At 48.7% G+C, this 7,897-nt stretch carries 10 protein-coding genes; 1 reads left to right on the plus strand and 9 read right to left on the minus strand.

What is annotated here, in order from left to right; translation table 11 throughout:
• Positions 1-3 precede the first annotated feature (3 nt).
• The 9 genes from flgJ to flgB form a co-directional block, all read right to left on the minus strand.
• Complete coding sequence (flgJ, locus tag ACVA58_RS25405; RefSeq protein ID WP_446513053.1) at positions 4-1,083, minus strand: flagellar assembly peptidoglycan hydrolase FlgJ; 1,080 nt, start codon at positions 1,081-1,083, stop codon at positions 4-6.
• 12 nt (positions 1,084-1,095) lie between these two features.
• The gene (locus tag ACVA58_RS25410) at positions 1,096-2,175 is read right to left on the minus strand and encodes a flagellar basal body P-ring protein FlgI (RefSeq protein WP_446513062.1); all 1,080 of its coding nucleotides are present in this window, start codon (positions 2,173-2,175) and stop codon (positions 1,096-1,098) included.
• 42 nt (positions 2,176-2,217) lie between these two features.
• Positions 2,218-2,997 carry a flagellar basal body L-ring protein FlgH gene (locus ACVA58_RS25415; protein ID WP_446513054.1) on the minus strand — a complete coding sequence of 260 codons (780 nt, stop codon included), beginning with the start codon at positions 2,995-2,997 and terminating at the stop codon, positions 2,218-2,220.
• A gap of 13 nt (positions 2,998-3,010) precedes the next feature.
• On the minus strand, positions 3,011-3,799 hold the full coding sequence (gene flgG, locus ACVA58_RS25420) for a flagellar basal-body rod protein FlgG (protein WP_107351471.1): 789 nt from the start codon (positions 3,797-3,799) through the stop codon (positions 3,011-3,013).
• A gap of 17 nt (positions 3,800-3,816) precedes the next feature.
• Entirely contained in the window at positions 3,817-4,569 is a 753-nt protein-coding gene (gene flgF, locus ACVA58_RS25425; RefSeq protein ID WP_446513055.1) for a flagellar basal-body rod protein FlgF, read from the minus strand.
• A gap of 276 nt (positions 4,570-4,845) precedes the next feature.
• Complete coding sequence (gene flgE / locus ACVA58_RS25430) at positions 4,846-6,156, minus strand: flagellar hook protein FlgE (protein WP_446513056.1); 1,311 nt, start codon at positions 6,154-6,156, stop codon at positions 4,846-4,848.
• 6 nt (positions 6,157-6,162) lie between these two features.
• The gene (locus ACVA58_RS25435) at positions 6,163-6,888 is read right to left on the minus strand and encodes a flagellar hook assembly protein FlgD (protein ID WP_446513057.1); all 726 of its coding nucleotides are present in this window, start codon (positions 6,886-6,888) and stop codon (positions 6,163-6,165) included.
• A 17-nt stretch (positions 6,889-6,905) separates the two neighbouring features.
• On the minus strand, positions 6,906-7,322 hold the full coding sequence (flgC, locus tag ACVA58_RS25440) for a flagellar basal body rod protein FlgC (protein ID WP_255042137.1): 417 nt from the start codon (positions 7,320-7,322) through the stop codon (positions 6,906-6,908).
• Positions 7,323-7,325: 3 nt separating this feature from the next.
• Positions 7,326-7,721, minus strand: coding sequence for a flagellar basal body rod protein FlgB (gene flgB / locus ACVA58_RS25445; RefSeq protein WP_446513058.1), 396 nt, complete (start codon positions 7,719-7,721; stop codon positions 7,326-7,328).
• A gap of 110 nt (positions 7,722-7,831) precedes the next feature.
• Between flgB and ACVA58_RS25450 the strand changes: the two genes are divergently transcribed.
• A partial coding sequence (locus ACVA58_RS25450; protein ID WP_446513063.1) for a hypothetical protein occupies positions 7,832-7,897 on the plus strand: 66 nt, incomplete at its 3' end.

Genomic DNA, 7,897 nt, shown 5'->3' on the forward strand with positions numbered 1-7,897 from the left:
TTATTACGGCTCTTCACTCATTAAATCACTCACCTGGTCAAATACCCGCATCACTTTCTCGCTGTAACTTGGATCGGTCGCATACCCTGCTTTGTGGATTTCGTTAATAAACGCTTTCGGATCTTGCGTATTTTCTAGCGCAACCGAATACCTTGGGTTCTGCTTTAAAAACTGCGCATAATCATTAAAGCTTTCATCGAAAGAATCATAAGAACGAAATGATGCACGTTCTTGCACGGCAATACCTTGATGATATTCCAAGGTTTGCGTCGCCATTTTATCCCCTTTCCAACTCGGATCAGCTTTGATATTAAAAAGGTTATTACTGTTACCGGCCGCATTGTTGATCACTTTTTTACCCCACCCGGTTTCCAAGGCGGCTTGGGCTATCAATACCGCAGGATCGACCCCCAACACATTGGCAGTCCGGCGTGCATAGGGTGCCATATGTGAAACAAAGGCTTGCGGAGAATCAAAGCTTTCTGGCATAGGAGCTCCCGCTGCTTCCATGGCAGAGACAGGAGCACGATTCGCCACATTACGCTGGGCAATCGCTTTGTTGGCAATCTGAGAAATTTGCTCTTCACTCATAACGGGGTGTTTATTTTGTTGAGCAACAGGTGAAAGGCTATGCGTGTTAATCTGAGTGTTATTATCCACACTAAATTCTTGCCGCTCAAAGGGCAGATACCTGCCACCTTTATCTAGCTCAACAAACTGCTGCTCTTTGGCTAGCGTACCATCACTTTGTTTCGTTGCACTCTCATCTTGGTGGGCACCAAGTTGCTGTACAATCATATCGGCCAGACCCAGTGAATTGCTGCGGCTTAGCTCACTGGCCATCTGCTCATCATGCATCTGCTCAAAGAATTTTGCGTTGCGGCTACTCATCAAGTCCGACTCAAACACTGAGTTTGCCTCGCGCATTGATTTGAACATCATCTGAGTAAAGATAGCTTCAAACTGCTCGGCAGCGGCCTGCAGGCTCGCCTTCTCACCTTCTTTACCGGTTTTCACCCCAGCTCTCAAGCGATCAAGGCTTGATATATCAAGAACAAAACTGGTGTCGGTCGGACTTTTCACCTTGCTCTCCCGTTAGATAATGATCAGCTGGCCTTCAATGGCACCAGCTTGTTTCAATGCTTGTAAAATAGCCATCAGATCTGACGGCGCAGCCCCTACCTGATTCACTGCACGGACTAAATCATCCAGTGACACACCCGGCTCAAATAAGAACATCCGCGAGTCTTCTTCGGTAACGGTGATTTCGCTATCGGGTACCACCACGGTTTGGCCACCAGCAAATGCATTCGGTTGGCTTGCCGACAGGTTTTCTTTAATGGAAACGGTCATACCACCATGGGTAATAGCGGCAGGTTTCAACCGAACATGCTGGCCAATAACAATGGTTCCGGTACGTGAGTTAACAATAATTTGCGCGCCTGAATCAGCGGTTTCAAATTCCACATTTTCAATAGTTGAAAGGAAGGCTACGCGCTGACTGACATCACGCGGGGCACGAACACGCACCGATGCCGCATCCATTGCCGAAGCCACATCAGGACCAAGGAAATTATTAATGGCATCAACCATGTTCTGCGCAGTGGAGAAGTCAGGTTCGAATAGGTTAAACGTTAAGAAGTCGCCACGGCCAAACGGGTTTGGTACCTCTTGCTCGACGATAGCGCCAGAAGGGATAGTTCCCACGGTTGGGGTGTTACTGACAATCCGCGAGCCGTCAGCACCGTCAGCAGTAAAACCGCCGACCACAAGGCTACCTTGCGCGACCGCATAAATATTGCCGTCCAAGCCTTTCAAGAAAGTTTGAAGTAGCGTGCCGCCGCGCAGGCTCTTGGCCGAGCCGACCGACGAGACGGTGATATCAATTTGCTGTCCCTGCTTGGAAAAAGGTGGCAACGTGGCATGGACAGCCACCGCCGCAACATTTCGGGTACGGAATCGCTCACCTTCCGGAATATTAATGCCGAAGCTATTTAGCATGGCGCGGAAGCTTTGTTCGGTATAATACGCCGATGATGACTCACCGGTTCCCGGCAAACCAACCACCAAACCGTAACCGACCAATTGGTTATCCCTGACACCGGCAACACCGGCAACGTCTTTGATACGAGCAGCATGGGCCGATGCTGATACCACCGGCAGCAGCGATACCATCAAAAAACTAAATAGCACTGATTGGATTAACGTTTTCATGCATTACATCGCTGCGTTGAAGAATCGGGCAAACCAGCTTGGGGTTTGGGTATCTTGACGATCACCGGTCGCCGAATATTGAATTCGAGCATTGGAGATACGCGTCGAGGGAATCGCATTGTCCGAATCAATATCATCTGGGCGGATCGTGCCGCTCACCCGGATATATTCGTCACCACTGTTTAACGTCAGCCACTTCTCCCCTCTTACCAGCAAGTTACCATTAGGCAATACTTCAATCACCTCGACCGAGATAGAGCCAGAGAAGCTGTTGCTTTGATCAGAAGATAGGCTACCGGAAAATGAGTTATCGTTGGTAAGTGCATACGACAAGTCATAATTACCAATATTGACGGGACGGCCACCAAGCATGATTGGCTGCATGTTCATATCGGTCGATTTGCCCAAATCAGAGCTGGCACTTTTTCTGGCTTGGGTATTCTCTTCCAGCATGACGGTAACGATGTCACCCAGCCCTGTAGGGCGGGAGTCATTATACAATCCCATAGAATTGGTGTTGCTAAAGAGTGAACCGGTAGAGGTCGCATAATGTTCTGGCTTTTCCTGTGGACGTACCGAAGACCAGTTCGGATCACCCTGAACGGCATCTTCCCGCGTTCTGACCATCCCGATGATGCCATCGCTTTGCTCAGTCGTGCCTTCAACCGCATCAACCTCACTAACGGCACTGTCAAGATCAGAGCCTGTATCAAAGTTCTGCGCACAGCCCGATAATGTCGCCACCAGCACTGCCACCCAAAATACTGGCCAATACTTACCCATACCTTACTCCCTGTTATAGCTGCTGATTGACGTAGCTCAGCATCTGGTCCACGGTCGAAATCACCTTGGAGTTCATCTCATAAACTCGTTGTGCTTCGATCATGTTGACCAGCTCTTCGGTAACATTCACATTTGAGGTTTCCAGCATTGACTGGCGAACACTACCGAAACCATCAAGGCCGGGGATCCCTTCTTGCGGGTCGCCACTTGCACCTGTCGGTAGATAAAGGTTCTGACCAATCGGCTCCATACCGCCTGGATTAATGAAATTGGTCAGGTTGATTTGACCCAATACCTGATTTTCCTGTTGATCTCGAATGCGGGCAGAAACTTCACCATCGGTACCAACCGTAATGGCGACCGCGTTGTCCGGCACCACAATCTCAGGCTCCAGCACATAACCCGCGCCAGACGTCACAATCTGGCCTTCATTACTAACCGTAAACTGGCCGTTTCGGGTATAACCGATGTTGCCATCTGGCAGCATGACCTGGAAGAAACCATCGCCCTCGACCATCATGTCGAGTGCATTATCCGTCGTCTGGGTATTACCCTGGGTAAATACCTTCTGAGTGGCAACCACTTTTGAACCAGCACCCAGCATCAAACCTGATGGCAAAGTGGTATCTTGCGTTGCCTGACCACCAGGCTGGTTAATATTCTGGTAAAAAAGATCTTCAAAAACCGGGCGGCTTTTCTTAAAACCTATTGTCGAGGCGTTAGCTAGGTTATTTGAAACCGTTGAAATATTGGTTTGCTGGGCATCAAGACCAGTCTTACTAACCCATAGAGCTGGATGCATTCGTTAACTCCTCGCTATTATCCGATTCGCATTAAAGATGAAGACGATTTATCCATGTCTTCTGCGGTTTTCATCAATTTGACTTGCATTTCAAAGTGGCGTTGAAGATCAATCATACTCACCATCTCGCCCACCGCATTCACATTGCTGCCTTCCAACGCGCCGCTGAGCAAGGTGACTCCGGCATCAGCTTCCAAGCCTTGGGGATTAGGGGTCGTTGGCTTGAATAAACCGTCGACATCCTTGTACAAGTCACTGTTGTTGGGGTTGACCAACTTGATACGGTTGATTGCCACCATAGCTTCCGGTGGCGCCCCCTGCGGTAAAATACTGACCGTACCGTCTTTTTGGATTTCAATTTTGTTGATAGGGAGTGGGACAAAGATCGGGGCGTCGGCATCGCCTAAAATAAGCTGGCCGTTGCTGTTTTGCAGCATACCCATTTCATCAATTTTCAAATGACCGGCACGGGTATAAGCTTCTTGGCCCGACACATCTTGTACTGCCAGCCAACCATTGCCTTCGACAGCCACATCCATTGCACGACCGGTCATTTTTACCGAACCCTGCTCAAAATTGTTGCCCGGACGTTCCGTCATGGCAAATACTCGGCTTGGCAACCCTTCGCCATACGCTTGCATACTTCTCGCCTGCTGCAAATCAGCACGAAAACCGGTGGTATTCACGTTCGCCAAATTGTTGGCTGCAACCTGCATGCCGTACATGTCTTGCTTGGCGCCACTCATGGCTAGAAATAATGCGCGATCCATCTGTCAGTCCCCTCTATCGACAGCCATTATCAATGCAAAAAGTATACCATTAGTGAAATAACAGGTAGACCATTGATTTTAAAAGAAGTGATGCACAAAAGGGAAAGTAATAGAAATAAAGGGGAAAAACGTTGCCGCTTAACTGACGGTCATGCTCAGTAAACAATCAATCGCTTTTAATATGGGAGTGATAGCGTCAATAAACCGACGAAAGCCCATAACACTTGGTATTATGGGCTTGGATCTATTACAGCATTCGATTAACAAAGAAACAGATTAACGGATCTGCAAGATGTTCTGCTGTAGCTGGTTGTTCACATCCAAGGCACGTGAGCTGGCCTGGAAATTACGCTGGGCAGTGATCAAATCCACCAACTCTTGGGTCATATCGATGTTCGATTGCTCCAAGGTACCGTTCTTGATCGCACCGAATGAGCCTTGAGACGCATCCCCCCAAACGGCTGATCCCGAATCTTGGGTAACGTTCCACAATGTACCGCCTAGCTGAGCGAGCCCTTGCTCATTAGCAACACGGGCCATTGCCACTCGGCCAATCACTTTATCTTTACCATTTGAGTAAGAGGCTAAGATGTTGCCGTCTGAGTCGATATCAACATTAGACAGGTAACCGGTCGTTGCCCCATCTTCATCTTCCAGTTTACGGATCTCAAATGGAGAGGCGTACTGGGTTGGTTCGTCGTAATTGAAGATCAAGTTCTGGGAACCATCTGCACCACCAAGCTGAATTCCCGCAGTTTGGAAATCAACGGTTTGGAAATTTGGCGGAGTTGTTATCAACTGACCTCCAGCATCAAACTGCAGGCTATGACCTAAATGGCCATTACCGCTTCCAACACCTTGAGCAACATCAAGGGCTTTTTCACCACCGCTATCGCTGACTGTGTAGTAGACATTCCAAGTATTCTCCGGAGCTCCAGGCTGAGTATCATCCTGTTTCACATAGTAAGCCGACATTTTCAACGGATTACCCAATGAATCATAGATAGTCGAAGAGGTTGATTTGTTGTAACTCTCAGGATTATTAAAATCAAACGGCGCTTCTTTCGGCGTAGTTTCACCACTTGGCAAGTTCATCGAAACATTGATGTTCTTCGACATATTCGGCTGGCCGAAGGTATCATCAATAGCCATTGGCTTTGGCTCGTAGGAAGCAACCGTATTAGTCTCTTGGTTTACTTCGTAGCCCAGCAAGTAATTATTGTCTGAGTTAACAATCTCGTTATTGTTATTGAGGTGGAAAGCACCATTACGCGTCAGGTTATTGTTCGCGGGCTCCGTTTTGTTCGGCGCAACAGCGAAAAAGCCAGTGCCTGATACCCGTAAATCCAATGGATTGTTGGTGTAAATACTAGAACCTTCATGGAACTGCTGGGCAACCGTTGCCGTTTGTACACCACCACCGGTAGTGGTTTTCGAATTCGAGAAAATCGAGTTCGAATACACATCGGAAAACTCGGCACGGGACTCCTTGAAGCCGTAGGTATTGGAGTTGGCGATGTTGTTACTGGTAGTGTTTAAATCTTTTTGAGCCGCACCCAGGCCACTCAAGGCAATATTCATGCTCATAATTGATTATCCTTTCGCTTGTGCTTTTCCGACCTGAAGTACATCAGCCAAATTAAATTGTTTGTCGAGACCGGCTAGGTTCAGTAATACCTGACCATCTCCCTGCCCCATCACTACGCTATTAACGTTGGCATGGGTGAATACGTCATAATTCTGAGTTTCGCCACCGACCAGGCCCGATACTCGGATGTTGTATTGCCCTTCTGGCATCAACTTGCCTTGTTCGTTCTTACCATCCCACTCGATATCGTGGTCACCGGCCGCTTTTGCGCCAAGGTTAATGGTTTTAACCAACTCACCTTCAGGGGTTTCGACACGCATCATGGCTTGGTCAAGCGAGTTGGTCAGGCGTACACGACCGCTTAAACCACCTTCTTCTGCTTTCATTCCGGTCGCACTCGGTACCAGTACATCCTGGCCAACCAAGGTTGAAGCCTGCAACGCTTGATTAGACGTCATGGCAGTATTCAACAACCCAAACTGTTCATTCATCTGGCCGATGCCATCCACTGTGGCAAACGATGCCATCTGGGCAATCATCTTATCGTTGCCGACAGGCTCAAACGGATCCTGCTGCGATAGCTGCTTGGTAAGCAAAGACAGGAAATCTTCTTGTTTCAGCTGGTTCTGTCCAGTGACTTTCTGGTCTTCCTGAACCTTCTTTTCCTGCATCGACTTTAACTGGTCAAGGTAAGAGAGGTTATTGGAACCCGCACCATTAATACTGCTCATTGTCATTACTCCCTAACCTACTTACCCATCTGCAGTGTTTTCATCAGCATCTGCTTGCTGGCATCAGCGACTTGCACATTGTTCTGGTATGAACGCGATGCCGAGATCATGTTGGCCATTTCTTCCATCACATTGACATTCGGCTTATAGATATAGCCTTCGGCATTCGCCAACGGGTGATCCGGGTTGTACTCTGCACTCAGCGGCTTCTCGCTCTCGACAATCCCTTTGACCTGAACCGGCACGCTGTCGCTGCGCTTGTAGCTGGCACCTTGCAGCTCAGCGGCAAATACCGGATGCCTCGCCTTGTAAGTTTCTTCTGCCGAGCTGCTGACGCTATTGGCATTGGCAAGGTTACTGGAAGTGGTATTAAGACGTACCGATTCAGCACTCATTGCCGATCCCGATACATTGAAAATATTAAATAAGCTCATTCATTAATTCCCCGTCAGTGCCTTGCTCAGGTTTTTAAATTTTGATCCAAGGAAATCTAGCGATGCCTGATACTCAATGGAGTTCTGCATAAACAAGTTCTGCTCCAACTGGGAATCAACGGTATTGCCGTCACCCGTGTCTGGCTGGGTAGGTACGCGGTACTTTTGCTCACCCATAACCTGAGAGGAGGCAGAAATATGCCGACCATCAGTACGGCTGAGGCCAACCTTTGCCTCCGAGGTTGCCGCATTGAGAGCCCGCTGAAAGTCGATATCTTTCGCCTTGTACCCCGGCGTATTGGCATTGGCAAGGTTGCTCGCCAGTGTTTCTGCACGTTTGGCACGTACGCCAACGGTATGCTGGTGAACACCTAATGCTTTATCAAAAGAAATGGACATGTCTGCCTCCAAAATTCGTTACCAGATAGAAAGCAAAGGATGTGCCAAAAATTTAAGGCGAGGGAAATTAGGAGGTTGGGCGATGGGCGATGGGCGATGGGCGATGGGCGATGGGCGATGGGCGATGGGCGATGGGCGATGGGCGATGGGCGATGGGCGATGGGCGATGGGCGATG

The sequence above is a fragment of the Photobacterium sp. DNB22_13_2 genome, assembly GCF_052873915.1.

Coding starts and splice junctions, on each gene's coding strand:
- flgF (WP_446513055.1), bottom strand. CDS start 4,569: ATGGATCGCGCATTATTTCTAGCCATGAGTGGCGCCAAGCAAGACATG.
- ACVA58_RS25435 (WP_446513057.1), bottom strand. CDS start 6,888: ATGAGCAGTATTAATGGTGCGGGTTCCAATAACCTCTCTTACCTTGAC.
- flgE (WP_446513056.1), bottom strand. CDS start 6,156: ATGAGCATGAATATTGCCTTGAGTGGCCTGGGTGCGGCTCAAAAAGAT.
- flgB (WP_446513058.1), bottom strand. CDS start 7,721: ATGTCCATTTCTTTTGATAAAGCATTAGGTGTTCACCAGCATACCGTT.
- flgG (WP_107351471.1), bottom strand. CDS start 3,799: ATGCATCCAGCTCTATGGGTTAGTAAGACTGGTCTTGATGCCCAGCAA.
- ACVA58_RS25415 (WP_446513054.1), bottom strand. CDS start 2,997: ATGGGTAAGTATTGGCCAGTATTTTGGGTGGCAGTGCTGGTGGCGACA.
- flgC (WP_255042137.1), bottom strand. CDS start 7,322: ATGAGCTTATTTAATATTTTCAATGTATCGGGATCGGCAATGAGTGCT.
- ACVA58_RS25410 (WP_446513062.1), bottom strand. CDS start 2,175: ATGGTATCGCTGCTGCCGGTGGTATCAGCATCGGCCCATGCTGCTCGT.